Origin of the sequence: Histophilus somni 2336 (genome assembly GCF_000019405.1) — a bacterium.
GTDB classification, from domain to species: domain Bacteria; phylum Pseudomonadota; class Gammaproteobacteria; order Enterobacterales; family Pasteurellaceae; genus Histophilus; species Histophilus somni.
Map to the genome: position 1 here is coordinate 162,310 of NC_010519.1, position 26,962 is coordinate 189,271.

A 26,962-nucleotide genomic window follows, 5' to 3' on the forward strand; every position below is an offset into this window, starting at 1 on the left:
CTAAAGAGCTGATGTGTTTTGGAAGCAATCCGAATTTAAGCAGTTTGGAGCGTATAGACCAATCTTTTGAGTTATTAAAATTTACCTCTTCCATTTTGCAACGAAAGAATGCTGACTTATATAAAGTATTATCGCATTCATTTCAAGAAATACCTGATAAAGATAAATTTTACGTGGCTCATGAATACTTTGAGGATTTTAACCAACCTTTCTATTTCAGGGAATTTATCAGCCAACTTGAGGCATACCATTTAGCCTATTTAACCGATAGTTCTTTTCCCGCTATTTATTCAGATGTGCATTTTGAACATGATGAATATGAGAAAGTGTGTGCCTATTTTGATTACCGCTTGGAAGCCGTAGAACAATTTATTGATTTCCTGAATAACCGCTCTTTTAGACACAGCATTATTACCCATCAACAAAATTTGGCGGACAAAGGGATTACCAATAATATCAGTCAATACAATCATTGCCATCATTTCTATGATATCTATTTCAGAACAGATGTGCGTTATAGCCCTGCGACTGATGATAAGGAAGCGCATTGGCAGTTGTTGGACATAGGTGCGGAAATTTCGGATACCCCATTAAATAATTTATTATGTACTTATCTTCAAGAGCATAACAATCCTTGTAAAATTGGCGATATTTGTGAGTATGCCAAAAAATTCCCCGAATATGACGAAACTGAACTTTACAAATTAATTCTTTCTATTATTTATTCTAATCATGTTTATTTATGTTTTGAGCCAGAAACATCGACCGGCTATGACAGCAAACCCAAATTGTTTGAGCCGTACCGAAGATTGATTGATTTGGTCAGACATAATCCCAATATTACCTGCTTGTCCAATCGATACTATCAGGTACTCAACTTAGATTTCTTGCCGCAATATATCGCACAATTTCTCGATGGCACTAGAACAGTCAAGGATTTAATCAAACAATTGCGAGAGGACATTGAAAACAATACCATTGTCCTTCATGATGAAAACGGCAATGAACTTTCGAATAAAAAGATTAAAGATAAAGACATCAAAGAAGTGATTGTTCGGCAATTGGACGCACTTAAGGAGTACGGTTATTTCACGGAATATAAATAGTACTGTGTAAATTGTCCAATCGTGAGATAGTATAATGAGCGTATTTAATATTGCATTGAATACGCTCTATTTGTTTAAATTTAAACTTTAAAATCAGGTGCTAAACAAGGTTGGATTTTATTGAGTATTTCTTTTACAAGACGTGGTGTTGCTGCAACGATATGACTGTCAGTGAAATATTTATGACCACCGTAGAAATCACATACTAAACCACCAGCTTCACGTAAAATCAGATCACCTGCCGTAATATCCCAAGGTTTAACGCCCATTTCAAAATAACCGTCAACACGATTAGCCGCAACATAGCAAAGATCAAGTGCGGCAGAACCTGCACGACGAAAATCAGCAACATTTTCAGTAAGGTTACTCATCATAGCAAATTGGGTTGGCATGAGAGAGGGTTTTTTGAATGGAAATCCGGTTGCCAAAATTGCACCTTGAAGGTCACGTTTACTGCTATCAACACGTAAACGTAATTCATTAATTTTCGCACCTTCACCACGCACAGCGGTGAATAATTCATTGCGAATAGGATCATAAACCACGCCTATTTCAGTGCGACCTTTTACACGGACAGCGATAGATACAGCAAAGTGCGGTAAGCCTTTGACAAAGTTTGTCGTACCATCTAGTGGATCTATTACCCATTGAATATCGTTGTTTTGTCCTTCGTGAGCACCGCTTTCCTCAGTAATAATTGTATGCTCGGGATAAGATTTGCGAACAACCTCGATAATTGCTGCTTCTGAGGCTTTATCAATATTCGTAACAAAATCATTTATACCCTTTTGCATTGTTTGAATTTCATCGCGGCGTTCATAACCTTTAACAATTATATTACCCGCTTTTCGTGCCGCACGAATAGCGATATTTAACATTGGATTCATCTCTTTCCACCAGATTTCAAAGAACACATGGGGTGGGATTATAGTGAATTTTGCCTATAAAAGCGAGTAGATTTTAGGTTTCCTAACGGTTTTTTAGGGATCAAATAACTTTTCGTAAATTATAGGGGCTATGCTAAAATACCCACAATTTTAAGTAAGGTAAAAGTCTTAATGTTGGAAAATATCAAAATTGTTTTAGTTGAAACTTCTCACAGTGGCAACATTGGTTCTGCTGCTCGTGCAATGAAAACAATGGGACTAAATCAATTATGTTTAGTTGCACCCAAACAGGGAATTGATGAACAGGCTGTTGCGTTAGCTGCGGGTGCTGAAGATGTGGTAAAAAGTGCGGTAGTGGCGGACAGTTTTTCTCAAGCTGTAGCGGACTGTTCTCTTATTATTGGCACAAGTGCGAGGTTAAGACATTTACAAAGTACCTTAATTGAACCGAGAGAATGTGCTGAAAAAGTCATACAAAGTTTGTCATCTCAAAAAGTAGCCATTGTTTTTGGGCGTGAACGAGTTGGACTGACAAATGATGAATTATTAAAATGCCATTATCATTTAACTATTCCGGCTAATCCTGAATATTCTTCATTAAATCTGGCTATGGCAGTGCAATTAATCAGCTATGAACTTAGACTAGCTTGGCTTGCCTCGTTAAAAGAACTGAAACAACCGTTTTCTGTGATAGCAAATAACTATCCGACATTTCAAGAATTAGAGCATTTTTTTGCACATACCGAACAACTCTATCAACAACTTGGTTTTATTCAAAATCAAGGGGTTATGAAAAAATTAAGACGTTTATATCAGCGTGTTCAACTTGAAAAAAATGAGTTGAATATTTTGCGTGGTATGTTAAGTGCGGTAGAAAAGCGAATTAATTGCAAAAAATTAGAAGTTGACTAATTTAGTAGGATTAGTAATATATCCGCTCAATGTGGATCTAAAGGATATTGAGAATGAAATTAACATCAAAAGGGCGGTATGCGGTAACAGCTATTTTGGATATTGCGTTAAATGCTGAGCTTGGACCTGTTAGTTTAGCGGATATCTCTGAACGACAGCATATTTCCCTTTCTTATTTAGAACAGCTTTTTGCTAAATTACGCCGTGGTGGTTTAGTGAAAAGTGTGCGTGGTCCTGGTGGCGGGTATCAGTTAGGATTATCTACTGATCAGATCTCCATTGGCATGGTAATTAACGCAGTTAATGAAAATATTAACGTTACAAAATGTTTGGGGAATGGCGATTGTCAGGGGGGAGTAAAATGCTTAACTCATTCTTTGTGGGAAGAATTGAGTGTACGAATTGAAAATTTCTTAAATGAAATAACGATTGCAGAATTAGTTGCAAAACAAGCCAAGTGAAATGAGCAGTACACGTTTGAGATAGTGATAAAACCGGCTAAAAGTGCGGTACAAGAAAAGATTTTTTAGGAGAGAGTAATGAAATTACCTATTTATTTAGATTATGCGGCAACTTGCCCTGTGGATGAACGTGTAGTGAAGAAAATGATGGAGTTTTTAAGCATTGATGGAAATTTTGGAAACCCGGCATCTCGCTCACATAAATTTGGTTGGCAGGCTGAAGAAGCGGTTGATGTTGCTCGCAATCATATTGCTGATTTAATCGGTGCGGACAGTCGTGAGATTGTTTTTACTTCTGGTGCAACAGAAGCGGACAACCTTGCATTGAAAGGAGTGATGCGTTTCTATCAAACTAAAGGGAAACATCTTATTACCTGTAAAACTGAACATAAAGCGATCTTAGACACTTGTCGCCAGCTTGAACGTGAAGGGTTTGAAGTGACTTATTTAGATCCCAAATCAGATGGTTTGATAGATTTAGAGGAATTAAAATCCGTTATTCGTGATGACACGGTTTTGGTTTCTATAATGCACGCCAATAATGAGATTGGTGTAGTACAGGATATTGCTAAAATTGGTGAAATTTGCCGTGAACGTAAGGTATTATTTCACACCGATGCAACTCAATCCGTCGGTAAATTGCCCATTAATTTGAGTGAATTAAAAGTAGATTTACTTTCTATGTCCAGTCATAAATTATATGGACCTAAAGGTATAGGTGCTTTATATGTTTGCCGTAAACCACGAGTTCGTTTGGAGGCAATTATTCATGGCGGCGGTCATGAGCGTGGTATGCGTTCAGGAACCTTACCTGTACATCAGATTGTGGGCATGGGTGAAGCATATCGTATTGCTAAAGAAGAAATGGCAACAGAAATGCCACGCTTAACCGCTTTGCGTGATCGTTTATATAACGGCTTAAAAGATATTGAAGAAACCTATGTAAACGGTTCAATGGAACAACGTTTAGGTAATAATTTAAATATTAGTTTTAATTACGTTGAAGGTGAAAGTTTAATGATGGCGTTACGAGATATTGCGGTATCTTCCGGTTCTGCCTGTACATCGGCAAGTCTCGAGCCTTCTTATGTTTTGCGTGCCTTAGGGTTAAATGACGAATTGGCACATAGCTCAATTCGTTTTACTGTGGGGCGTTATACTACGGAAGAAGAAATTGATTATTCTATCGGTTTAGTTAAAAGTGCGGTGAAAAAGTTACGTGATTTATCTCCACTTTGGGATATGTTCAAAGAGGGTATTGATTTAAACAGTATTGAATGGACTCATCATTAATAGAAGAGTTTAGCAGTTTGTTGGGTAGGTTTATCGCTTACCCATTTTAAGAAATGAGAAAAAATAGGAACGAAAAATGGCATATAGCGAAAAATTACTTGATCATTATGAAAATCCTCGTAATGTAGGTTCGTTTGATAAAAAAGATCCGACAGTCGGTAGCGGTATGGTTGGTGCACCTGCTTGTGGTGATGTCATGCAATTACAAATTAAAGTAAATGATGAAGGTATCATTGAAGATGCTAAATTTAAAACGTATGGTTGTGGTTCGGCAATTGCGTCAAGTTCCTTAATCACTGAATGGGTGAAAGGTAAATCTTTAGATGAAGCCCAAGCGATTAAGAATAGCCAAATTGCTGAAGAGTTGGAATTGCCGCCGGTTAAAGTGCATTGCTCAATTCTTGCAGAAGATGCGATTAAAGCTGCAATTGCTGATTATAAAGCGAAAAAAGCTGAATAGCTAAAGAAGATTAAAGGAGTAATGAGGTGCATATAATTTTAATATTAAGCCACATTATTCCTTTTGTGTTTAGTTCCCTTTAGTTGGATTTATGTTTAGATAGGTAGTTAAATTTCTAGCAGTTATAATGAGTTGAGAATTAACTATATTGATTAAGGAGAATAAATGAGTATCACCTTAACACAAGCAGCTGCAAACCGAGTTCGTACTTTTTTAGAAAAAAGAGGAAAAGGAATAGGTTTACGTTTAGGGATTAAAACGTCAGGTTGCTCAGGCTTAGCTTATGTTTTAGAGTTCGTTGATGTTTTAAATGAAGATGATGAGGTTTTCGAGCAAGATGGCGTTAAGGTGATTGTGGATCATAAGAGCTTAGTCTATTTAGACGGGACTCAACTGGATTTTGTCAAAGAGGGACTAAATGAAGGCTTTAAATTTAGTAATCCGAATGTAAAAGATGAATGTGGTTGTGGTGAAAGTTTCAACGTATAGGCAGGCATATATATGATAAATCCATTTGCGTTATTTGATTTGGAAATTGATTTTAATCTTGATCAACAAATACTCTCACAGCGTTATTTAACGCTACAAAAATCTTTGCATCCTGATAATTTTGCTCATAGATCTGCCCAAGAACAACGTTTAGCACTGCAAAAATCTGCTGAAATTAATGATGCTTTACAAATACTGAAAGATCCTATCAGTCGTGCTGATAGTATAATCAATTTGCATCTTGGTGAACAAAATATAGAGCAAAAAACTAATCAAGATATGATGTTTTTGATGCAGCAAATGGCATGGCGAGAACGGTTGGAGCAAGTTGAGCAACAACAAAATATGGATAAGTTATTACACTTCTCGCAAGAGGTCGAGTGTGTACAACGTGATATTTTAGCGGAGCTACAAGAATTTCTGGCACAACAAAATTGGCAACAAGCTCAATTGCTAAATGATCGTTTACGTTTTATTAAAAAATTATTTGTTGAAATTGAACGGGTTGAAGAACAGTTAGCTGGTTTTTAGCTCAGTAATTTATTTAGAAAGTTATGACGAGATAATAGAGTATGGCATTACTTCAAATTGCGGAGCCAGGGCAAAGTGCGGCACCGCACCAACATAAATTAGCTGTAGGTATTGATTTGGGGACAACAAACTCTTTGGTTGCAGCTGTGCGTAGTGGAAGTAGTGAAGTTTTGCGGGACGAACAGGATCGCTTGCTTATTCCATCGATAGTTCATTTAACAGAAGATCAAGCGATTGTGGGGTATGAGGCAGGTCAACTTGCCAGTCAAGATCCGCAAAATACCATTATTTCCGTGAAGCGTTTAATTGGACGTAGTTGTACTGATGTACAGCAACGTTATCCTAATTTGCCTTATCAATTTAATGCAACTGAAAATGGCTTACCTCTATTAAAGACAAGACGGGGATTATTAAGTCCGGTAGAAATTTCAGCCGAAATTTTGAAAAAATTGACCGCACTTGCTGAGCAACGTTTGGGTGGAGAATTAACTGGTGCAGTGATTACTGTTCCTGCTTATTTTGATGATGCTCAACGACAAAGTACCAAAGATGCTGCAAAGTTAGCAGGTTTAAAGGTATTGCGTTTACTTAATGAGCCAACCGCAGCTGCCATCGCTTATGGTTTGGATAGTGGACAAGAAGGTGTGATTGCTGTTTATGATTTAGGCGGCGGTACTTTTGATGTGTCCATTTTACGCTTATCCAAAGGTGTGTTTGAAGTGCTTGCTACCGGAGGTGATACCGCACTTGGTGGTGATGATTTTGATCATTTATTAGCGGAGTGGATTGTAAAAAAATCAACAGTCGCACCTCAAAATGATCGTGAAAAACGTCAACTTATTGAAGTCGCAAACCAAGTCAAAGTTGCTTTGACCACGAACGATAAAATCCGGATTTCTTATGCAGAGCAAAATCTGGAAATTATGCGTGATGAATTTAATTTTCTGATTTCAGGTTTAGTCAAACGTTCATTATTAGCTTGTCGTCGGACGTTAAAGGATGCCAATTTAACTCCATCAGATATATTGGAAGTAGTGATGGTGGGCGGTTCAACGCGTATTCCTTATGTTAGAGAACAAGTTGGTGAGTTTTTCCAATGTACACCGCTGACTTCTATTGACCCTGATAAAGTGGTGGCATTAGGTGCAGCTATTCAGGCGGATATTTTAGTAGGAAATAAGCCTGATAGTGAAATGTTATTGCTCGATGTGATTCCGTTGTCATTAGGTATTGAAACTATGGGAGGCTTGGTTGAGAAGATTATTCCTCGTAATACTACTATTCCGGTAGCAAGAGCACAGGAATTTACTACATTCAAAGATGGGCAAACAGCTATGTCGGTGCATGTGTTACAAGGTGAACGTGAAATGGTTACTGATTGTCGCTCTTTGGCTCGTTTTACTTTACGAGGTATTCCGGCTATGGTGGCAGGTGCAGCACGTATTCGAGTCACTTATCAAGTTGATGCTGATGGGTTATTAAGTGTTACTGCGGTGGAAAAATCAACAGGAGTACAAGCATCAACTCAAGTAAAACCTTCCTATGGTTTAACTGATGATGAAATTGCTAATATGCTAAAATCCTCAATGGAGCATGCTAAAGAAGATATTCAAACTCGTTTACTAACAGAACAGCGTGTTGATGCTACCAGAGTCATTGAAAGTGTTTATTCGGCATTACAGCAAGATGAAGATCTTTTAGATGATAATGAATTAAGTGCGGTTAAAAATGCCTTAGTTTCATTACAAAAATTGATTCAAGAAGAAGATAGCCTTGCTATTAAGCAAGGGATAAAAATGCTTGATCAAGCAACGCAAGAATTTGCCTCTCGCCGTATGGATAAATCTATTCGTCGAGCATTAAGCGGGCAACATATTGAACATATTAAATAAAGGAAAGTAGAATGCCCAAAATTGTTTTTTTACCTCATCAAGATTTTTGTCCCGAAGGAATGGTTGTTGATGCTGCACCGGGAGAAAATCTATTAGACGTTGCACATAATGCAGGCGTGGAAATTCATCATGCCTGTGATGGCTCTTGTGCTTGTACCACTTGCCATGTTGTTATTCGAGAGGGATTTGACAGTTTAAATGAGACAACAGAACAAGAAGAAGATATGTTAGATAAGGCTTGGGGCTTAGAAATGGATAGCCGTCTTTCTTGTCAATGTGTGGTCGGAGAGGAAGATCTTGTAGTAGAAATTCCACGTTATAATTTGAATCATGCTAATGAAGCGGCTCATTGATCCATTTATATCAAGGTGCATTTAGCACCTTAATTATTATGCTCAAATTATATAAGTTATATCCAATTATTCTCTGCTTTTTGAGCGAAAATTCAGTAATATACAGGCTTTATTCTCAAGTAAAGGGGATATAAATGAAAATCCAACATTTAATTAAGCAACATCAACTTGGCTTATTGTTTCAACAAGGCTCCTTTGGTTTAGAAAAAGAAAGCCAACGAGTTTATCAAGACGGTTCGGTAGTAACAACCGAACACCCTAAATGTTTTGGTAACAGATCTTACCATCCCTACATTCAAACTGATTTTGCGGAAAGTCAGCTCGAATTGATCACGCCTCCCAATAAAAATTTAGAAGATAGTTTAAGATGGTTATCCGCTATTCATGAAGTTGTTTTGCGTTCTTTGCCTGAGGATGAATTTATTTTTCCGTTGAGTATGCCGGCAGGATTGCCTTCAGATGAATTGATAAAAGTCGCTCAATTGGATAACCCTGAAGATGTGGCATATCGTGAACATTTAGTTCAGTCTTATGGAAAAAATAAACAAATGGTCAGTGGAATCCATTATAACTTTCAGTTGGCTCCGGAACTCATTCAAACCTTATTTGATTTACAGCAAGAGCAAAAAAGTGCGGTAGATTTTCAGAATAATTTATACTTGAAAATGGCGAAAAATTTTCTTCGTTATCAATGGGTTTTATTGTACTTATTATCAGCAACACCAACGGTAGAGAGTAATTATTTTAAAGGTAGTTCGCCATTAGGAAAAGGTGAATATGTTCGCAGTTTACGTTCAAGCAAATATGGTTATGTGAATGATCCTGAGGTCATTGTTTCTTTTGATAGTTTAGAACAATATGCAGAAAGTCTGGAGCATTGGGTTAAAAGCGGAAAACTGATAGCAGAGAAAGAATTTTATTCCAATGTGCGTTTACGAGGTGCGAAAAAGGCGAGAGATTTAATTCAAAATGGAATTAAATATTTAGAATTTCGCTTGTTTGATCTCAATCCTTTCGAGCAATACGGTATGAGCCTTGCGGATGCAAGATTTATTCATCATTTTGTACTATTGATGATTTGGCTTGATGAAATGCCAGATCAACAAGGTGTTGAACTGGGGCGTAGCCGTCTAGCGGAAGTAGCTCTAGAAAATCCGTTGGCACAAACTGCCTATCGAGAAGAAGGTGAGTGGTTACTTAATCAGTTAATCAGTATGTTACAAAGTATCGGGGCAGACCAAAGTGCGGTGAGTTTTGTCCGAGAAAAATTAGCTCAATTTGCTGATCCCGGGTTGACGTTATGTGGTCGTTTAGTCCAAGAAATTGAGCAGAAAGGCGGTTATCAAAAATTAGGTGCAGAGCTTGCCAAACAATATAAAGAAAATGCTTTTGAGCGTTTTTATGCGTTAACCGCTTTTGATAACATGGAACTTTCAACTCAAGCCTTAATGTTTGATTTAATTCAGCAAGGTATCAGTTTTGAGATCTTGGATGAACGAGATCAATTTTTACGCTTACAATTTGGTGAACATGTTGAATATGTAAAAAATGGTAATATGACTTCGAAAGATAGCTATATTTCTCCTCTTATTATGGAAAATAAAGTGGTTACGAAAAAAGTATTGGAAAAGGCGGGGTTTAATGTTCCACAGAGTCAGGAGTTTACTTCAGTTAAACAAGCGATAGTCGGTTATAGCCTGTTTGAAAAAAGAGCGGTCGTTATTAAACCTAAATCTACTAACTATGGCTTGGGGATTACAATTTTTCAGCAAGGTGTGAATAATAGAGAAGATTTTGCCAAGGCAGTGGAAATTGCGTTCCGTGAAGATAAAGAAATTATGGTGGAGGATTATTTAGTTGGTACTGAATACCGCTTCTTTGTGTTGGGTGAGGAAACATTGGCAGTTTTATTACGTGTTCCGGCAAATGTAGTAGGCGATGGCATTCATACTGTGGCTGAATTGGTAGCTCAAAAAAATGCTCACTCATTGCGTGGTGATGGTAGTCGTACGCCATTGAAAAAAATTGCATTAGGCGATATTGAGCAATTGCAGTTGAAAGAGCAAGGTTTGACTGTTGAGAGTATTCCAGCTAAAGATCAAATTGTTCAGTTGCGGGCAAATTCTAATATTAGTACAGGCGGTGACAGCATTGATATAACTGATGAAATGCATTTGAGTTATAAACAACTGGCGGTGGGGATTGCAAAAGCTATGGGGGCTGCTGTGTGCGGTGTGGATCTGATTATTTCCGATTTGAAAGAACCGGCACAGCCTGATTTAAGTTCTTGGGGCGTAATTGAAGCGAATTTTAATCCAATGATGATGATGCACATCTTCCCTTATGCCGGACAATCTAGAAGATTAACAAGAAATGTGATTAACATGTTGTTTCCGGAAGTAAAGTAAATAATGTTTTTCATAAAATAGGCAGTTTTTAGACTGTTAATGATAAGGGCTGGTAGTTTACCCAGAAATTTGATTTGCTGGTGTAATGGAAAAAATGGTTGCTAATAATATATTTTTGACGTTATTAGCAACGATTTTGTCTATTATGCTACTGCTTGTGGTAAGCAATTATAGTGAGTCCTCCAACAAAACAGATTCTAACGCAATTTCGATCATTTCATTGAAAGTTAATTGTCGCTCTTCTGCACTGGTTTGTTCATGCGTACGGATATGATCAGAAACAGTACAGATTGTTAAGGCTTTGGCTTTAAATTCAGCTGCTACACCATAAATGCCGGCAGCCTCCATTTCCACACCTAAAATGCCATATTTTTCCATGACATCAAACATTTCCAGGTCTGGTGTATAAAATAAATCGGCGGAAAACAAGTTACCTACTTTTACATCAATTCCTTTATTTTTTGCAGCCTGTACGGCTGCTCGTGCCATGCCAAAATCCGCAATGGCAGCGAAATCGTTATCTTTGAAGCGAATACGATTTACTTTTGAGTCGGTACAAGCACCAAGACCAATAATGACATCACGAATTTTGACATCCATGTTGACTGCACCACAAGAACCGACACGAATAATTTTTTTTACGCCATATTCTGTGATCAATTCTTTGGCATAAATGGAGCAAGACGGAATACCCATTCCATGTCCCATCACTGATATTTTTCGTCCTTTGTAAGTACCTGTGTAACCAAGCATATTACGGACATTTGTTACTTCTTGTGCATTTTCTAAAAATGTTTCTGCGATATATTTTGCACGCAACGGATCTCCCGGCATTAAAACAACATCGGCAAATGCACCGGCTGGTGCGTTAATATGTGGCGTCATAAATGTGTCCTTTTGTTGATTAAAATATTATTTTTCCTTAAAGCAATAAAGCAATCGTTTTCTTTTACCTAAAATGAACACACCACGAAAGGTCATGGTGTGAAATATGGATGACGGAATTAAACCGCACTTTTACAGTGCAGCACCGCTTAATCCAATAAATAGACCTGCAATTGTTGCACTCATTAAGTTTGCTAATGAACCGGCAATTACCGCTTTAATACCTAAGCGAGCAATATCACCACGACGATTTGGTGCCATTGCCCCTAAGCCACCGATTAAAATTGCAATAGAGCTAAAGTTTGCAAATCCACAGAGGGCAAAAGTAATAATTGCTTTAGTTTTATCACTTAGTTGCACCGCTGCATCAGCTGCAAGGTATGGTACAAAATCTAAATAACCAACAAATTCATTAATTGCTAATTTGGTTCCAATCATACGACCAGCAATTTCCGCTTCTTCCCAAGGAACCCCAATAATGAAGGCTAACGGCTTGAAAACCCAACCAAAGATCATGCCAAGAGAAAGTCCTTCTTGACCAATCCAGTTTCCGATAGTGCCAAGAATTCCGTTAAGTAATGCAATTAAAGCCACAAATGCGATCAACATCGCACCCACATTTAAGGCAAGTTGCATACCAGATGATGCACCTCCGGCGGCTGCATCAAGAATATTTGTTGGTTTTTCTTGTTGTATTTGTTCGAAATTATCATTAAATTTTTCAGTTTGTGGGATAAGAATTTTAGCAAATAACAATCCGGCTGGAGCAGCCATAAATGAAGCTGCGATTAGATAGGTTAGAGGCACACCCATTCCGGCATATCCAGCCATGACTGAACCAGCGATAGAGGCTAAACCACCGCACATTACTGCAAACAGCTCTGATTCTGTCATTTTGCTAATATAAGGTTTAATGACTAAGGGGGCTTCTGTTTGTCCCACGAAGATATTGGCTGCTGCCGACATAGACTCGGATTTTGATGTGCCTAATGCTTTTTGTAATGCTCCGCCGATGATTTTAATCAGCCATTGCATTACACCGATATAGTAAAGTAGGGAGATTAATGCGGAGAAGAAAACAATATTTGGAAGGACGTTGATAACGAAAACAAAACCGGCTGAGCCCATAGAACCATCGGCTTGTGGCGCTAACCCATTAAATAGAAAACGGATCCCTTCATTACCATAATTGATGACTGATTGTACTGCTCCTGCAACGCTTTGTAGTGCCTGACGACCAACGGGAACATAAAGAATAAATGCACCAAATAAAAATTGAATTAATAGTGCACCTAGCACTGTACGATAATTAATCGCCTTACGATTATTAGATAAAAGAAAGGCTATTAATAATAAAGCGAAGATACCGATAATGCTAATCAGAGAACTCATAATGTGAATATCCTTATAGGTGTGTTAAAAATGCACGTATTCTACTCGGTTTTATATAAAAAATCTTGTACTTTCTAAGTGAGTTATGGCTTTTTTAAATTTATAAATATTCTTTGTTTTGGATTAAATTTAATTTCGATTATGATTAACACAACGCAACTGTTGGGTCGTAATAATGAAAAAATTTAATGAGCTTCCTCAAACTCCTTGGGCTGCCAAATCTTTGTGGGAAATAGAAACAAAGTCGCTATTGGTATTATGTTTTTCACTTTCCTTGCTCGGTATTGGTGATGGATTGTTGGTTTTATCCAATTTAGGCTCTGCACCTTGGACAGTTTTGTCTCAAGGCATTGCTTTACAAGCACAATTTAGTGTTGGCTGGGCATCATTTATAGTAAGTATCTTAGTAATGTTAATGTGGATTCCGTTAAGATTAAAAGTTGGTTTTGGAACAATTCTGAATGTTGTTCTGATCGCATTATTTCTTGGTTTAAGTATATTTTATATTTCTCCGCCGAGTTCCCTTTTAGCAAGGTTTTGCTATCTTATAACGGGTATTATTTTTTTTGGTATCGGAACCGCATTTTATTTGACTTGCCATCAAGGGGCAGGACCTCGAGATGGATTAATGGTTGGGTTATGTCATCGCTTTAAATTAAGAATAGGAATAGTCCGTACTCTTATGGAGGTTTCTGTTTGTTTTTTGGGTTTTTTGCTAGGCGGAACAGTAGGAATTGGTACACTATTATTTGCTACCAGTATTGGTTGGATTATTCAATTAGGGGTTTATTTTATTATGAAACTTAACAAGTCGGTCTAAGAAATATGGCATTATTGCCAGTCTTAATTTTAAAGCATATAATCTTTGCCATTTTATTCTATATCTAAATAAACCTATGATGAGATTACCAATCAGTGTCACAATGCTTGTGAAAAATGCCGAGAAATATTTGGCAAAAAGCCTTAGTTCTTTGAAAGATTTCCCTGAAATTATTGTGTTAGATAATGGATCAACAGATCGATCTATTGAAATTGCAAAACAATTTACTAATGTCAAAATTTATCATTCACCTTTCATTGGTTTTGGACCGATGAAAAATTTAGTTGCAACTTATGCAAGTTATGATTGGATTCTAAATATTGATAGCGACGAAATTTTACAACCCCAGCTTATTCAAGAGATTTCTCAGCTTAATTTCGATGAACCCCGCAAAGTTTACGCATTGTTAAGAATTAATCATTACCGTGGAAAGCCAATAAAAACTTGTGGTTGGTATCCCGACTTTGTGAAACGTTTATATAATAAAAAGTTGGTAAAATTTGATGACAAGCGAGTGCATGAGGCATTAGAGATTGCAGATGATATACAGGTAGTTCGCTTAAAGCATGAATTTAATCATTATTCTTTTGATAGTAGTGAGATGTTGATTAATAAAATGCAACATTACACCGCTCTTTTTGCGGAACAACAAAAATATAGAAAGAAAAGTAGTGTATTGTCAGCAATTGCTCATGGAATAGTTGCATTTTTCAAAAGTTATATATTAAAGAGGGGGATTTTATCGGGAGGCGATGGTTTTATTATTTCTTTTGCCAACGCCAGCGGTTCTTACTATAAATATATTAAATTAATGGAAGCTAATCAGAGTTTAACAACTGCTTTAATTATAACAACTTATAATCGCCCAGATGCCTTAGAGGCTGTGTTAGTATCCGTATTAGCACAGAGCCTTTTGCCGAATGAAGTAATTATCGCTGATGACGGCTCAACAGAAGATACCAAAGAACTTATTCAAAAATATCAAGCAATTTTTCCTATTCCACTTAAACATGTTTGGCAACCGGATACGGGCTTTCGTTTAGCTGAATCTAGAAACAAAGCATTATCTTTAGTTGAGTCAGAATATGTAATAACCATTGATGGCGATATGGTTTTACATCCTCAATTTATTTCGGATCACCGTAAAGCGGCAGAAAAGAATGTATTTGTGGGGGGGGGAAGAATATTGCTCACTAAGGATAAAACGACCGCACTTTTACAATCATCAGAACAATATTCCTCTTTTAAATGGTATGAAAAAGGGCTTGAAACTCGTTTTGAAAAACGTTTAATGGCGTTGCATATTCCTTTCTTGTCTGAATTTATCCAAAGAACTAAAAGAGTGCATTATTATAACGGGATAAGAGGGTGTAATATGGCATTCTTTTTATCTGATGCTTTAGAAATTAATGGTTTTAATAATGATTTTGTTGGTTGGGGGCGTGAGGATAGTGAATTTGTCGCTCGTTTTTTTAATAATGGAGGAAAAAGAAAAAACATCAAGTTTGCAGCGATTGCATATCACTTGTGGCATCCTGAAGAAGATAGAAAAGCCTTGCCGGTTAATGATGAATTACTTAAACGAGCAATTGAAGATAAATTGGTTTTTTGTTCAAATGGATTGAACCAAATTAAATTGGATTAAATATTATTCTTTATATTTTTGTAACGCACTTTTCAGCAGGGAGATGTAAATAGACTTGCTTTTTAGCTAAAAAAGAGTACAATCTTCAGGCTTTTTGTCTATATATACAGAGAAAAAAGTAAGCATTCCCACTCTTTTGATGTGGGTTTTCTTTTAGTTTAAATTAGTTAGAGGAAGGTTATGGTAACCATTCGTTTATCTCGTGGCGGTTCTAAAAAACGCCCGTTTTATCAAATCGTAGTAGCTGACAGTCGTTCACCTCGTGATGGTCGTTTCATTGAACGTGTTGGTTTTTTCAATCCGTTAGCATCAGGTAATGTTGAACGTGTTCGAATCAATTTAGATCGTGTGAATCATTGGATTGGTCATGGTGCATCTTTATCTGATCGTGTTGCTAGCTTAGTTAAAGAGGCTCAAAAGGCAGCTTAATTTTAGCGATTTTATAGGTGAATGAAATGGAACAACAAAGAATAGAAGTCGTTGGAAAATTAGGTTCAACATACGGAATTCGTGGTTGGTTGCGTCTTTATTCATCAACAGAACAAGCTGAAAGTATCTTTGATTACCAACCTTGGTTTTTAAAAATCAAGGGGCAATGGCAACCAATTGAATTGGAAAGCTGGAAATTTCATAATCACGAGTTAATTGTTAAATTAAAAGGCATTAATGAGCGTGAGGTCGCACAAACTCTGGCAAATGTTGAAATCGGAGTAAATTTATCCATTTTTCCTCTATTAGATGAGGGGGATTTTTATTGGCATGATTTAATCGGTTGTCAAGTTGTGAATCTACAAGGTTATGCAATGGGTGTTGTGTCTGAAATGATGGAAACCGGTGCCAATGATGTGTTGGTTGTACGTGCAAGTACAAAAGATGCTTTTGGTAAAAAAGAGCGGTTGATTCCGTTCTTATATGAACAAGTAGTTAAAAGAGTGGATCTCAGTTCTAAAACTATTGAAGTTGACTGGGATGCTGGTTTCTAACCTCAGGTAATCTGTAACGCTTTGGCAGTAACATAAACACAGAAGGTAAGTAAATGTGGATCGGGATTATTAGTCTATTTCCTGAAATGTTCAAAGCTATTACGGAATACGGAGTAACAGGACGAGCAGTTAGGCAAAACCTGCTGGAGATACAATATTGGAATCCGAGAGATTTCACCTTTGATAAACATAAAACGGTAGATGATCGCCCTTATGGTGGAGGACCGGGAATGTTAATGATGGTGCAACCTTTGCGTGATGCCATTCATTGTGCAAAGTCTGTGGCAGGTGATGGTGTGAAAGTGATTTATCTTTCGCCTCAAGGACGTAAACTGGATCAAAATGGTGTTCAAGAGCTTGCCAGAAATCAAAAAATGATTTTTGTTTGCGGGCGTTATGAAGGCATTGATGAACGATTGATTGAAACTGAAATTGATGAAGAATGGTCAATCGGAGATTATGTTCTTACCGGTGGGGAATTGCCGGCGATGACGTTGATTGATGCAGTCGCAAGATTTGTTCCCTGTGTTTTGGGTAAACAAGCCTCTGCACAAGAAGATTCTTTTGCAGAAGGGCTATTAGATTGCCCACATTACACAAGACCGGAACAATTAAACGGTTTAACTGTACCTCCTGTATTGATGTCTGGTAATCATGAGGAAATTCGTAAGTGGAGATTAAAGCAGTCTTTGCAACGAACATGGTTAAGACGACCTGAGCTATTGGAAAGCCTAGCTCTGACTGACGAACAAAGTAAGCTGTTATCGCAGATTAAACAAGAAAACAGTTAATCAGTTAAATCTAGGATATAAGAAGGATTACTACAATGAGTAATATCATTAAACAAATTGAACAAGAACAATTAAAACAAAACGTACCTAGCTTCCGTCCAGGGGATACTTTAGAAGTTAAAGTATGGGTAGTGGAAGGAAGTAAACGTCGTTTACAAGCATTCGAAGGTGTGGTTATTGCAATTCGTCACCGTGGGTTACATAGTGCTTTCACTTTACGTAAAATATCTAACGGCGTAGGTGTTGAGCGTGTATTCCAAACACATTCACCAATTATCGACAGTATTACTGTTAAACGTAAAGGTGCGGTACGTAAAGCCAAACTTTACTATTTACGTGAGCGTTCAGGTAAGTCTGCTCGTATTAAAGAGCGTCTTGGTAATTAGTTTATTAGACTTATATAAACAACCCCTTGGATACTCCAAGGGGTTTATTTATAGAAAGATTGGCATGTTTTGACCTTAAATCATAAAATCCAACCATTAATAGAACATTAAGTAATATGATGAATGAGCACATATTACAATAATGCAAAATGCAAAAATTCCACAAAATGATCTGCCCAGTGTTTTTCATGGTGAATTTCATTTGCCATCATTCGTAAGCGAATGTTATCTAATGGATGACCTGTGCGTAATAAGGCTTGGTAATAATGGAGTGTGCAATCAATATAGGCTTGGTTCATATTTGAAATAAATAATGAATCAACATCATCTCCTTCTTTAGTGCCTACTTGAATAAAGACTTTACTATTTTTATCAATTGGATTGTGGTGGATAAAATGCAGAAAATCTTTTTCACTAAACCAAGATGCGAGAGAAAAAACACCTAAATGTCCAAAAATTTGTGGATATGCTGACCCCATATAGGCAGTGATAATTCCTCCCATGGAACTACCGGCAAGCAAAGTATGTTCTTTTTGTGGTTTAGTGCGGTAATGTTGATCAATGAATGGTTTAACGATCTCGACTACCCATTTGCCGTATTCCATACCTTTCCCACCGCACTTTTTAATTTCCGGTGACGAGCCTACGTCAGTACGCCAAGGTCCATATTCATCAAGACGATCTACACCTGAATTATCTATGCCAACAATAATAATTTTAGGAAATTCTTTATGGTGTTTAATGGTTGGAATAATTTTCCAAGAGTAACCTGAGTAAGATTCTTTACTATAAAAAATATTTTGTCCGTCATGCATATAGAGTACTGCATAACTATCCCACGTATCTGTGTAATAATCTTTTGGCAATAACACTCGAATACGACGAGTGCGGTTATAGTAGGGGACGTAAAGAAAATGTTCTTCCATTTTTAAATAATAATTAGTATTTTTCACAGCAAAAACCTTATAAAAGTAAAACAAAGTGATTTTTTAAATACTTTCACCTAAATGAATATTATATCCGAGATTGATCATGTAATTTTCAGGTACAATACCTTCTATACGATTAAGTAATTCTTTTGCCGCCACTTCACCGATATTTAAGCGTGGTGTGCGTACTGTGGCAATTTGTGTCGTTAAAGATAATCCAACATTTAACCCATGGAAGCCTGCAATACCGATTTCTTTAGGTACGTCAATTCCTTGACGTTGACATTCAAATAACGCACCAATTGCTAAATCATCATTGGTACAAAAAATGCCATCAATTTGGGGATGTTTTTTTAATGCCAGTTTTAATTGTTCCGCACCTAAAGTAAATGATGAGGGTTCTTCCGTGAGGAGACTGTGAGGTGTCAGTTGATGTTTTTTCATTGCTTGTTCGTAACCCTGCATTTTTAAACGGGTACGTTTATCCATACGAGCAGAGAAATAGACAATATTTTTATAGCCTCGTTTAATCATTGTTTCCACCATAGACTGTGCTGCCGCTATATTGTTGAACCCCACCACTTGTTGTAAACCGAATTCGCTGGTATCCATAATTTCGACAACGGGAATATTTGCCACATCTAACATTTTTAGCGTTCTTGCCGAATGTTCTGTTTCCGACAAAATAAGTCCATCAATGTTATAAGAGAGAAGCGATTCAATTCGTTTTTCTTCTTTTTCTTGACAATAACCATAATGGGCTAACATGGTTTGATAACCTGCTTGATCGGTAATATTCTCAATACCTTTAATTACATCGGCAAAAACATGATTTGTTAAAGAGGGTACAAGTACACCAATTGCTTTGCTTTTCGCATTGGATAAAATTTCCGGTGCACGATTAGGAATATATCCGAAGTGTTCTATAGCTTCGGCAATACGCACACCTGTTTTTGGTGCGACAAGACGTGGATCACGCAAATAACGACTTATCGTCATTTTAGTAATACCAAGATGAGAGGCAATATCTTGCAAAGTGGGGCGTTTACGTTTATCGGGCATTTCTTATCCTAACATAACTTTACTTCTGTCCATTTTGCCAGCAATATGCCTGTTGCAACAGAAACATTCAAGCCGTGTTTTAATGGATTAACTAATGACAAATTAATCAGTTCATCTGCTTTATCCGCTAATGATTCAGTATCAGCTTCACTCAGTACAAATGCAACTTTATCATCGAGTTGTAATTGCTTAATGGTTTTGGCGTGTTTATTTGAGCTTAGATGAACGATTTGATAGCCTGCTTGTCGCAATTTAACCAATGCCGTTTCAGTGCGATCAATTTCCAGCGGATGAATATATTCCATACCGCCTTCTGCCACTCGCATTGCTACTGCAGAATGAAGAAGTTCAACATCGTCAATAACAACCGCACTTATACCATAACATACACAAGTGCGGATAATTCCGCCAATATTATGTGGATTACGCACACCATTTAAAACCAATAGGCAGTTTTTTTGCTGTGGAATATCTAAATAGCCGTGCAAAGTAAATGGACGGCGTTTTTTGACCAACATGCAAATACCGCCGTGATGTTCAGTGCCGCTGACTAAGGCTAACTCGCTATTATCTACTACATGATAGACTTTTTTATTGCTGGCTAAATAGCTAAACAAATCCCCCACTTTATGTGCCATTTCTACCGTAGTCCAAACACGCACAATACTTTCCGGACGTTGTGCAAAAAGGGATAAACAAGCATTTTCACCATATACTTTCATTTCCTCTGCACGATTTTTCTTGATCTTCTCCGGTGCACGTGGCGATAAAGGGCCAGTTTTCTTTTCAGTTTTTGCAACTAAACTTGAACGTTTTAGCACAACTTGTACTTGTCCTGTACCGTTTGGCTTTTCCATAGTGGTATTGATAATATGAGTGTGGGAAGCCGTATTTTGTGTATTTTGAGGGCGAGAGTGCCGATTGGATAAAGCTCGCTTTGAGTTATTGTCAACGTGCGGTGATTTTGATGTAGATTTTTCATATCTTTTGTTGCTGACAAAGCGTTCAGTAAAGCGTTTTTCATTATTTGCTTGTTGAAAAATTGGTTTTTTTGTCTTCATGTTGGATATTAATTTAAGGTTAGAAAAAGATAAAGTGAGCAAAAAAACACCGCACTTTATAGAGTTTTGTGAACATTATAACGAAAAAATACCTTTTTTCTACCAAGTTACCGACTAAATATTGTAAACTAGCCAGCCAAACACAAACTCGTAGAGAAGTGAATTATGTTGATCAATAAAACAAAACGGGCGAAACAAAATTTGGAGCGGTTACCTTGTATTCCTTTGCAAGCAGAGCAAGTTGAGTTTATTTATCATTCTTCAGATTTTAAACAACAGATTATTCAGTGTATTCGTCAAGCAAAATCAAGAATTTATTTCACCGCACTTTACTGGCAAAACGACGAGGCGGGACAGCAAATCCTAGATGAGATTTATCGTGCTAAACAGGCAAATCCTGAATTAGAGGTAAAAATTTTGGTTGATTGGCATCGTGCACAACGTAATTTACTTGGTGCTGAGAAAAGTGCCACGAATGCGGATTGGTATTGTGATGAACGCAGTAAATATCAGTTGGCTGACGATCCTAATATATTTTTTGGTGTGCCAATCAATACTAGAGAAGTATTCGGTGTATTGCATATTAAGGGGTTTGTGTTTGATGATACGGTTTTATATAGCGGTGCGAGCATTAATAATGTGTATCTACACCAACAAACAAAATATCGTTATGATCGTTATCATAAAATTGAAAATAAGAGATTGGCTGATATCTTAGTCAGCTTTGTTAAGAATTATTTATTCGATCCTAATGTGGTTTATCCGCTTGATTCCAGTGATCGTCCTAAAACCAAAGAAATTCGTCAGTATATTCGTAATTTTCGTAAATATCTTGCCGGTGAGGGACAGTATTATGTGGAATCTTCCGTGACCTTAAATGACAGTTTGACGATTTGTCCATTATTTGGGTTAGGTGCAAATCATAATTTACTTAATCAAACCATTGAAGATTTATTTCAAGTTGTTGAGGATAAGTTAACAATTTGTACGCCTTATTTTAATTTTCCTCGTTTATTACAGCAAAAAGTACGCCGTTTGCTGGCTAAAGGAAAGCAAGTAGAAATTATTGTAGGTGATAAAACTGCTAGTGATTTTTATATTCCTCCATCAGAGCCTTTTAAAATGGCGGGAGCATTGCCATATCTTTATGAGAAAAATTTGCGTCATTTTAGTAAAAAATTTACCAAGCAAATTGAACAAGGGCAGTTAGTTGTCCGGATTTGGAAAGATGGTGAAAACAGCTACCATCTAAAAGGCATTTGGGTTGATGATTGTTATATGTTGTTGACAGGAAATAATTTAAATCCTCGTGCTTGGCGTTTAGATGCGGAAAATGGCTTATTTATCCATGATCCGAAACAACAGTTACAAGCACAAATTCAACAAGAGTTGACCTATATTCGTCGAAATACCACTGTTCTAAAACATTATACTGAGTTAAGTGATCTGACTCAGTATCCGAAGCCGGTACAAAAAATATTGAAAAAATTTGCCCGCATTAAAGCAGATAAGTTAGTGAAGATGATTTTGTAAGGGTTATTCAAAGCACTTCATTTCAAATATTAACCGATAGATCGGCGATAAATTTCGCCGATTTCTTTTGAACTCTTACCAAACACCTTTTCTAATTGTGCCAAAAAAAGCTCACCGGCAGATATTGCATCAATAAGTGCATTATGACCGATATATTCGGGCAAATTATATTTATTACGAATATGGCTAAGTTGATAATTATTTTCGTTGTCCTGACATAACGAACGTTCAATTTTTAAGGTATCTAACCAAAACAGAGGAAATTGCGATAAATTATAGCGAACGTTCAGATAATGTAAGATAAAACGCTTTTCTATAGTGGAGCCGTGAGCAATAAGAATACGTCCTTGCATCAGCTCAAAGAGTTTATTCATTGTATCATCTAAGGTTTCTGCCCCATTTAGCATTTGTGGCAAAATATGATTGATAATAACAGTATCTTCTTTAATTTCTTGTTGCTCGGCGACGAATTGATGCCATGCTTTTGAAATATCTAATGTTAAATTGTCAATGGGAACGGTAGCAACACTCAAAATATTATCCATCATTGAATTCAGCCCTGTGGTTTCGAAATCAATTACTAAGTAGGAAAGTGCGGTCAAATCTGTGGAACTTTTGGGGTAAGGCTTTTCAAATAACCTTTTCCATTGCACGGGTAAATTATCTTGATTAATAAAGATTTTTCGCTGTTTTTCCAATTTATTCAACGGATGAAATTTGTTGAGGAAATTTTTTATCATCTCATTATTCCTCGTTGTGAAAAACGTATCTCTGCCGCCTCTTGAAATTGGGCAATTAAGCGAAAAGCATCTTTAAGGTGATTTCGTTCAAGGGCACTTAACTCACTGGGATCGATATGATTAGTTAGTTCTTGCTGTTGTTGCAAGGCGTCTGATTGATATTTAAAACGCATATTGCAGACAAATTGATATACCTCCAGTGCATTATTAAGGGTTTCTTTATTCAGAATACCTTGCTTGTAACAATGTCTAAAACGCTGTTCAGTTGACATAGTTTGTGCTAAACCGGCAGCAAGTGCGTAAATTCGTGCAAGATCTACTAATAAACTGATAGCACGTTTTTTCAAGTTAAGTTTATTTTTATGTTCACCTTCTTTAATAAGAACAAAATTTCGGAAAATACTTAATGGGGGTTTTACTCGAATACTGTTTGCCACTAAGAACGCTAAAAAGCGTTTATTGTGTGCGACTAAATCGACAAAATATTGCTGAAGTTGATCTGCCAAATTAAGATCACCGTAAATACCTCGCATATCCATAAATACAGAGGCATTGAGCAAACCTTCTAATTCAGGTGCAATAATCCAACTACGGAAATTTTCTTTCCATTCCTGTAGAGAAACACACCAGCGTGCATTTATTGCCATATAGTTACCCGTGCAGTAAGGATAGCCGCATTCATGCAATCCATTGTTTACAAATTTAGTTAGTTGTACAAAATACTCCTGTTCAAGTGCGGTTAATTTTCTTTCTAAAATGATTGCATTATCCTGATCTGATAAAGGGTGCATTTCATAACGAGCCTGTGAACCTGCTACAACCCAAGCATAGCGACAAGGCGGAGTTCCTAATTTATGTTCCGCCATCATGAGCAACTTACGGGCAAATGCATCAGCGATAAGCGTCATCACGTGCATAATATTATTATAAGCGACACCTCTCTCTAGTAAAGCACGGAATAAATCCCGTTGCTGTTTAGCTATTTCTACAAGCAAAGGCAGCGTATTTGCTTGAAAAATACGGTTAATGATAAAAACAGATTGCATACTGTTTTGTTTTACAAGATCTGTGGCGGTTAAAATACCTTGAACTTTATCATCAACAATCACCGGCAAGCTACGAATATTATGTTGCATCATCATGGAAATAGCTTGTAGTACTAATTCATCACCCCTAATCACAGGAGGATTAATGTTCATGATTTCTGTCACTAACGTATTTACATCTAAGCCTTGTGCTACAACTTTTTTGGTCATATCCCGATCATGAATAATGCCAATCAATTTGTTTTGTTGCATCACTAAAGCAGAAGAACGGCGTTGTTCACACATTCTAATCGCAGCTTGTTGTAATGTCGTATTCGTATCAACAAGAGCAATTTTAGGATTAGCAATATCAATCACTTTTTTCATGAAAATATCATTTTGATTTTTTAAAAAGTTATTTTTTGCCAAACTGTTTAGTCTTTTTCCTGCATCAGAAGAAAAGTAAGAAGCGTACTCAGGAAATTTTTTTAAAAGTTCATTTAAGCGTTGAAAAGGAATTTGATAAATTAACGTATTTTCCAACGCATAAGCCTGATATTTATCTTGCTCGTGATGATTGAAAATACTGAAACCAAAACAATCGCCACTTTCCAATCTTGCTCTTAATTGTCCTGATTTATTGACTTGCTCCACTGATCCCATACGCACAATATACAAGTTTTCATTATTATTGAGGCTATCGATTTCATCATTTGTGATTAGTTCCCCTTTGGGGATATAACGAATTTCAATATTCTGTGCAGTAAGACGAATTAAATCATGAGGTAAATGTGTAAAAGGGGGAACCTGTGCAATAAATAATTCGATATTGGGAATAAGTGAGCTATCCATGTGAGACCTTTGTTTTATCGAAAGTGAGCTACAACTATAGCAGAAATTAACCCGACACAGCTGCATCGGGCTAATTACATTTAGTATTTTTGAGAAGATAATTAGTTTTTACGATTTTTCCATAATTTAATTAATCTTCTATAACGCTCTGAGGTTTCTTTGATGAGTTGCTCATCATCAATTTTACCAGCTAACCAATCAGCCGAAGGTTGTCCAAAAATTGTTCTGCCTACAGCAAACCCTTTTACTAAAGGTGCGTTTGCCGATGCTTTAAACACATTCTCAAAGACTGCTTCAGGTGCGTCTAAGCCAAGGATTAAAATACCACGACAATGTTTGTCATTTTTTTCAATGACTTGACTGATGTCTGCCCAAGTTTTTGCGGACACTCCAGGTAATTTCCACCAATCCGGTTTAATGCCGAGAGAATAGAAGTGGGCAATCATATCGGTGTAGTAACTTTCTTTTTGCTCCATATCCGCAGGCAAAATGATCTCTAGTAATAATTCGTGACCTGTACGACAACAAGCACGATAAACTTCTTTTAATGTTGCATCTTGATCTGCTTTTAACTCTGCCTTGTCTGCTGGATGATAGAACGCTAAACATTTAACGACATGTTCTGCGGGCCAACTAATGAGTTGACTACCTAAATCACCATGCTCTAAACGCAATGGACGAGAAGATGGCATTTCTATTGGACGACCAATCCACCATTTTTTACCAGTAATTTCATTGAGTGCTTCTTGACCAAATGTGGTATCAGCTAAAACGCCGGCATTGCCATTATAAATCCCCTCTTTTTGAGCGGTTTGTTCTGCGGCTTTAAGTAATAACGTTTTGAGTGTTGGAATACGTTTCAAATCTGCACCGCACTTTTCAGCCATATCAACCAATTGTTTACGATGATCAAAGGCAAAAATACATAAATCATGCCATTGTTGCTTGCGTGTTGTAACACGGTGTAAATGGTTTAATTGTTCGTCTAAGTCCGGTCGAGGTACCGATTCCGCACGGGAGAGATAATTATCTAATTCTTCTTTAGTCGGCATTGCCGGGGCACAACCATGGCGAGAGACGACCAACGCACCGCAAGCATTTGCATAACGACAACATTGCTCCCAACTTTCACCGTTAATATAGCCACGTAATAAACCTGACATAAAGGCATCGCCTGCACCTAAGACATTCAAAACTTCAACACGTACGCCATATACATTAATACCACCGTCAATATGATTCGGAATATCGCCCTCAAAGACAGAACAACCTAACGCCCCACGTTTGCAAACTAACGTAGCGTTACTGACTTTACGTACATTTTTTAATGCAGTTAGCGTATCAGTTGAGCCTCCGGCAATATGAAACTCCTCTTCTGTACCAACTAAGACATCAAAGTGATGTAAAACTTCTTGTAAAGATTGTGTAACGGCTTCAGAGTCAATAAAACGAGTTTCACCATCACCCAATGAAGTTAATCCCCAAAGTACAGGACGATAGTCAATATCCAGTAAACGTTTTGTTCCATTACGACCTGCGTATTCAAGTGCGGTTAAAACCGCATGGCGAGTTTTTGGATGGGATAAATGCGTTCCGGTAATAGCAAGTGCTTTCGCCGAAGCAATATATTCTTCATCAAAATCATCAGCGGTGATTGCCATGTCTGCACAATTATCACGATAGAAAATTAATGGAAAAGTATCTTGATCTTTTATTCCTAAAATCACTAGAGCAGTCAGCCGCTCTTTATCCGTAATCAAATGGCTCGTATCTACACCTAGACGCTGCAATTCCTCACGTAAGAAACGTCCCATATGTTCATCACCTACACGAGCCAACATAGATGATTTTACACCTTGTACAGCTGTCCCATAAGCAACATTACCTGATGATCCGCCGAGATATTTAGCAAAAGAGCTCACATCCTCTAAGCGTGAACCGATTTGTTGAGCATATAAATCTACGGCAACTCGTCCAAGACAAATAAGATCTAATGTTTTTTCTTTTTTCATTGTGCTTCTCCTTGCGTGATGAAGTCATCACAAAAAACGGATATAGAATAAATT

26 protein-coding genes are annotated in these 26,962 nt (G+C 37.1%); 17 read left to right on the forward strand and 9 right to left on the reverse strand.

The window, feature by feature from the left end; genetic code table 11:
* The first annotated feature begins 11 nt into the window (after window positions 1–11).
* A complete protein-coding gene (locus HSM_RS00765; protein WP_323749064.1) occupies window positions 12–1,106 on the forward strand; it encodes a methyltransferase regulatory domain-containing protein in 1,095 nt (364 codons plus the stop codon).
* Window positions 1,107–1,186: 80 nt separating this feature from the next.
* Here HSM_RS00765 and suhB read toward each other — a convergent pair whose 3' ends face one another.
* Entirely contained in the window at window positions 1,187–1,993 is an 807-nt protein-coding gene (gene suhB, locus HSM_RS00770) for an inositol-1-monophosphatase (RefSeq protein WP_012340649.1), read from the reverse strand.
* 171 nt (window positions 1,994–2,164) lie between these two features.
* On the opposite strand from suhB, the gene trmJ reads away from it, so the two are divergent.
* From trmJ to gshAB, 9 genes are all read left to right on the forward strand, one after another.
* On the forward strand, window positions 2,165–2,905 hold the full coding sequence (trmJ, locus tag HSM_RS00775; RefSeq protein WP_011608433.1) for a tRNA (cytosine(32)/uridine(32)-2'-O)-methyltransferase TrmJ: 741 nt from the start codon (window positions 2,165–2,167) through the stop codon (window positions 2,903–2,905).
* 53 nt (window positions 2,906–2,958) lie between these two features.
* Window positions 2,959–3,366: a Fe-S cluster assembly transcriptional regulator IscR gene (gene iscR / locus HSM_RS00780; RefSeq protein ID WP_012340669.1), complete on the forward strand. Its 408-nt coding sequence runs from the start codon at window positions 2,959–2,961 to the stop codon at window positions 3,364–3,366.
* Window positions 3,367–3,444: 78 nt separating this feature from the next.
* The gene (locus HSM_RS00785) at window positions 3,445–4,659 is read left to right on the forward strand and encodes an IscS subfamily cysteine desulfurase (protein WP_012340679.1); all 1,215 of its coding nucleotides are present in this window, start codon (window positions 3,445–3,447) and stop codon (window positions 4,657–4,659) included.
* A 76-nt stretch (window positions 4,660–4,735) separates the two neighbouring features.
* Window positions 4,736–5,119: a Fe-S cluster assembly scaffold IscU gene (gene iscU, locus HSM_RS00790; protein WP_011608436.1), complete on the forward strand. Its 384-nt coding sequence runs from the start codon at window positions 4,736–4,738 to the stop codon at window positions 5,117–5,119.
* A 165-nt stretch (window positions 5,120–5,284) separates the two neighbouring features.
* Window positions 5,285–5,608 carry an iron-sulfur cluster assembly protein IscA gene (gene iscA / locus HSM_RS00795; protein WP_012340699.1) on the forward strand — a complete coding sequence of 108 codons (324 nt, stop codon included), beginning with the start codon at window positions 5,285–5,287 and terminating at the stop codon, window positions 5,606–5,608.
* 12 nt (window positions 5,609–5,620) lie between these two features.
* Window positions 5,621–6,139 carry a Fe-S protein assembly co-chaperone HscB gene (hscB, locus tag HSM_RS00800; RefSeq protein WP_012340710.1) on the forward strand — a complete coding sequence of 173 codons (519 nt, stop codon included), beginning with the start codon at window positions 5,621–5,623 and terminating at the stop codon, window positions 6,137–6,139.
* A 41-nt stretch (window positions 6,140–6,180) separates the two neighbouring features.
* Complete coding sequence (hscA, locus tag HSM_RS00805) at window positions 6,181–8,031, forward strand: Fe-S protein assembly chaperone HscA (RefSeq protein ID WP_012340717.1); 1,851 nt, start codon at window positions 6,181–6,183, stop codon at window positions 8,029–8,031.
* 11 nt (window positions 8,032–8,042) lie between these two features.
* Entirely contained in the window at window positions 8,043–8,384 is a 342-nt protein-coding gene (fdx, locus tag HSM_RS00810; RefSeq protein ID WP_011608440.1) for an ISC system 2Fe-2S type ferredoxin, read from the forward strand.
* Between the two features lie 134 nt (window positions 8,385–8,518).
* Window positions 8,519–10,792, forward strand: coding sequence for a bifunctional glutamate--cysteine ligase GshA/glutathione synthetase GshB (gene gshAB / locus HSM_RS00815; RefSeq protein ID WP_012340734.1), 2,274 nt, complete (start codon window positions 8,519–8,521; stop codon window positions 10,790–10,792).
* Between the two features lie 168 nt (window positions 10,793–10,960).
* On the opposite strand, the gene deoD is transcribed toward gshAB, so the two are convergent.
* Together deoD and HSM_RS00825 are read right to left on the reverse strand one after the other, a co-directional pair.
* The gene (deoD, locus tag HSM_RS00820) at window positions 10,961–11,677 is read right to left on the reverse strand and encodes a purine-nucleoside phosphorylase (protein ID WP_012340740.1); all 717 of its coding nucleotides are present in this window, start codon (window positions 11,675–11,677) and stop codon (window positions 10,961–10,963) included.
* Between the two features lie 132 nt (window positions 11,678–11,809).
* Window positions 11,810–13,069 carry a NupC/NupG family nucleoside CNT transporter gene (locus tag HSM_RS00825; protein WP_011608443.1) on the reverse strand — a complete coding sequence of 420 codons (1,260 nt, stop codon included), beginning with the start codon at window positions 13,067–13,069 and terminating at the stop codon, window positions 11,810–11,812.
* Window positions 13,070–13,244: 175 nt separating this feature from the next.
* Between HSM_RS00825 and yczE the strand changes: the two genes are divergently transcribed.
* The 6 genes from yczE (at window position 13,245) to rplS (ending at window position 17,694) form a co-directional block, all read left to right on the forward strand.
* Window positions 13,245–13,889, forward strand: a complete 645-nt coding sequence (gene yczE, locus HSM_RS00830) for a membrane protein YczE (protein WP_012340758.1) — start codon at window positions 13,245–13,247, stop codon at window positions 13,887–13,889.
* A 79-nt stretch (window positions 13,890–13,968) separates the two neighbouring features.
* Entirely contained in the window at window positions 13,969–15,534 is a 1,566-nt protein-coding gene (locus tag HSM_RS00835) for a glycosyltransferase family 2 protein (RefSeq protein ID WP_233145364.1), read from the forward strand.
* Window positions 15,535–15,714: 180 nt separating this feature from the next.
* Window positions 15,715–15,963 (forward strand): 30S ribosomal protein S16, encoded by a 249-nt coding sequence (gene rpsP, locus HSM_RS00840; protein ID WP_012340778.1) that lies wholly within the window; start codon window positions 15,715–15,717, stop codon window positions 15,961–15,963.
* A 26-nt stretch (window positions 15,964–15,989) separates the two neighbouring features.
* Window positions 15,990–16,517: a ribosome maturation factor RimM gene (gene rimM, locus HSM_RS00845; protein WP_012340788.1), complete on the forward strand. Its 528-nt coding sequence runs from the start codon at window positions 15,990–15,992 to the stop codon at window positions 16,515–16,517.
* 53 nt (window positions 16,518–16,570) lie between these two features.
* Window positions 16,571–17,308, forward strand: coding sequence for a tRNA (guanosine(37)-N1)-methyltransferase TrmD (gene trmD, locus HSM_RS00850; protein ID WP_011608449.1), 738 nt, complete (start codon window positions 16,571–16,573; stop codon window positions 17,306–17,308).
* A 35-nt stretch (window positions 17,309–17,343) separates the two neighbouring features.
* Window positions 17,344–17,694: a 50S ribosomal protein L19 gene (rplS, locus tag HSM_RS00855; protein ID WP_011608450.1), complete on the forward strand. Its 351-nt coding sequence runs from the start codon at window positions 17,344–17,346 to the stop codon at window positions 17,692–17,694.
* Window positions 17,695–17,828: 134 nt separating this feature from the next.
* On the opposite strand, the gene HSM_RS00860 is transcribed toward rplS, so the two are convergent.
* From HSM_RS00860 to HSM_RS00870, 3 genes are all read right to left on the reverse strand, one after another.
* Complete coding sequence (locus tag HSM_RS00860) at window positions 17,829–18,620, reverse strand: alpha/beta hydrolase (RefSeq protein ID WP_041605193.1); 792 nt, start codon at window positions 18,618–18,620, stop codon at window positions 17,829–17,831.
* A 63-nt stretch (window positions 18,621–18,683) separates the two neighbouring features.
* The gene (locus HSM_RS00865; protein WP_011608452.1) at window positions 18,684–19,685 is read right to left on the reverse strand and encodes a substrate-binding domain-containing protein; all 1,002 of its coding nucleotides are present in this window, start codon (window positions 19,683–19,685) and stop codon (window positions 18,684–18,686) included.
* Window positions 19,686–19,693: 8 nt separating this feature from the next.
* The gene (locus tag HSM_RS00870) at window positions 19,694–20,746 is read right to left on the reverse strand and encodes a TrmH family RNA methyltransferase (RefSeq protein ID WP_012340832.1); all 1,053 of its coding nucleotides are present in this window, start codon (window positions 20,744–20,746) and stop codon (window positions 19,694–19,696) included.
* A 165-nt stretch (window positions 20,747–20,911) separates the two neighbouring features.
* Between HSM_RS00870 and pssA the strand changes: the two genes are divergently transcribed.
* The gene (pssA, locus tag HSM_RS00875; protein ID WP_012340837.1) at window positions 20,912–22,279 is read left to right on the forward strand and encodes a CDP-diacylglycerol--serine O-phosphatidyltransferase; all 1,368 of its coding nucleotides are present in this window, start codon (window positions 20,912–20,914) and stop codon (window positions 22,277–22,279) included.
* 29 nt (window positions 22,280–22,308) lie between these two features.
* Here pssA and HSM_RS00880 read toward each other — a convergent pair whose 3' ends face one another.
* The 3 genes from HSM_RS00880 to HSM_RS00890 form a co-directional block, all read right to left on the reverse strand.
* Window positions 22,309–23,019, reverse strand: coding sequence for a 3'-5' exonuclease (locus HSM_RS00880; RefSeq protein ID WP_011608455.1), 711 nt, complete (start codon window positions 23,017–23,019; stop codon window positions 22,309–22,311).
* Window positions 23,016–24,896 (reverse strand): DUF294 nucleotidyltransferase-like domain-containing protein, encoded by a 1,881-nt coding sequence (locus HSM_RS00885; RefSeq protein ID WP_012340849.1) that lies wholly within the window; start codon window positions 24,894–24,896, stop codon window positions 23,016–23,018. The genes HSM_RS00880 and HSM_RS00885 overlap by 4 nt, the downstream gene beginning before the upstream one ends.
* A 101-nt stretch (window positions 24,897–24,997) precedes the next feature.
* Complete coding sequence (locus HSM_RS00890; RefSeq protein ID WP_011608457.1) at window positions 24,998–26,908, reverse strand: bifunctional 5-dehydro-2-deoxygluconokinase/5-dehydro-2-deoxyphosphogluconate aldolase; 1,911 nt, start codon at window positions 26,906–26,908, stop codon at window positions 24,998–25,000.
* Window positions 26,909–26,962 lie beyond the last annotated feature (54 nt).